Raw genomic sequence first — 1,492 nt, forward strand, 5'->3', positions numbered from 1 at the left:
GCCGCGAACCGCTCCTCGGCCAGCCACTCCTGCACCAGCCCCAGCACCCGGTCCGCCACCGCGCGCACCGCACCCGGCACCTCCCCGGCCGCCACGCCGGTCACCCCGGCCGGCACCGGCAGCAGCACCGTCTCCGGTACCGCCGTACCCTGCGGTGATCCCGGCGCGGAGGCCGTCTCCGGACCGGTGGCCGCCCGCAACGCCGCGAAGTCGGCGTACACGCCCGTCACCCCGGGCATGCCGCCCAGCCCGAACACGTCCTCGCCGACCACCGCCCAGGGGGCCGTCGCGCCGGACGTGCCGCCCGCGAAGGGCCACCAGTCCACCCGGTACAGCGAATCGGCCTTCCCCGCCACCCGGAGCCGCTCGGCGGCCACCGGCCGCGAGACCAGCGAGCCCACCGACGCCACCGGCCTGCCCGTCCCGTCGCTCACCTGGATGGACGACGACGTGCCCGAACGGTCGATCCGCACCCGCAGCGCGGACGCTCCGGCCGCGTGCAGGGAGACCCGGGTCCAGGCGAAGGGGAGCTGGGTCTCCTCCGTCCCGTCACCGCCGACCAGCGTCGCGTGCAGCGCGGCGTCCAGCAGCGCCGGGTGCAGGCCGAACCCGTCGACCGAGGTGCCCTCGGGCAGCGCGACCTCGGCGAAGACCTCCTCGCCCCGCTCCCAGACCGCCTTCAGCCCCTGGAAGACCGGACCGTAGAGATAGCCCTGCTCGGCGAGCCGCTCGTACGCGCCGTCGATGTCGACGCTCCGCGCGCCCTTCGGCGGCCAGATCGCCATGGCGTCCGCCGCCGGGGACTCGTCCGGGGCGAGCACGCCCGAGGCGTGCCGGGTCCACGGCTCCTCCGCCGTCGCGTCGGTGGGGCGCGAGTACACCTCCACGAGCCTGCGGCCGTCCTCGTCACCGGCCTCGACCACGACCAGCAGCGCCACCCCGCCGTGCTCGGGCAGCACCAGCGGCGCCTCCAGCGTCAGCTCGTCGAGGAGGGCGCAGCCGACCTCGTCGCCGGCGCGGATCGCCAGCTCCACGAAGGCCGTGCCGGGCAGCATCGCCACGCCCGAGATCACGTGGTCGGCGAGCCACGGATGGCTCTGGACGGACAGCCGTCCGGTCAGTACCACCCCGTCGGATCCGGGTCCGTCCCCTCCGGGGAGCGCCACCGCCGCCGAGAGCAGCGCGTGCTCGGCGGCGACCTGCCCCAGCCCCGACACCTCCCCCTGTACGGCGGGCGCCTCCAGCCAGAAACGCCGGTGCTGGAAGGCGTAGGTCGGCAGCTCCACCCGACGCGCCTCGCCGAGCAGCACCCGCCAGTCCGGCGACACACCCGTCACGTGCAGCCGGGCCACGGCCGCCAGCAGCTCCCGCGCCTCGTCCCGCTCCCGGCGCAGCACCGGCACGAACACCGCGCCCTCACCACGCACACACCCGGCACCCACCGCCGACAGCACCGCGTCCGGCCCCAACTCCACGAACCGCGACACGCCCT

1 protein-coding gene is annotated in these 1,492 nt (G+C 76.1%); it reads right to left on the bottom strand.

The features are described from left to right. The coding region (locus ABD823_RS34310) for a polyketide synthase dehydratase domain-containing protein (protein WP_344867104.1) at positions 1–1,492 on the bottom strand (1,492 nt) is incomplete at both ends.

Origin of the sequence: Planomonospora alba (genome assembly GCF_039534085.1) — a bacterium.
In the GTDB taxonomy this organism is placed as follows: domain Bacteria; phylum Actinomycetota; class Actinomycetes; order Streptosporangiales; family Streptosporangiaceae; genus Planomonospora_B; species Planomonospora_B alba.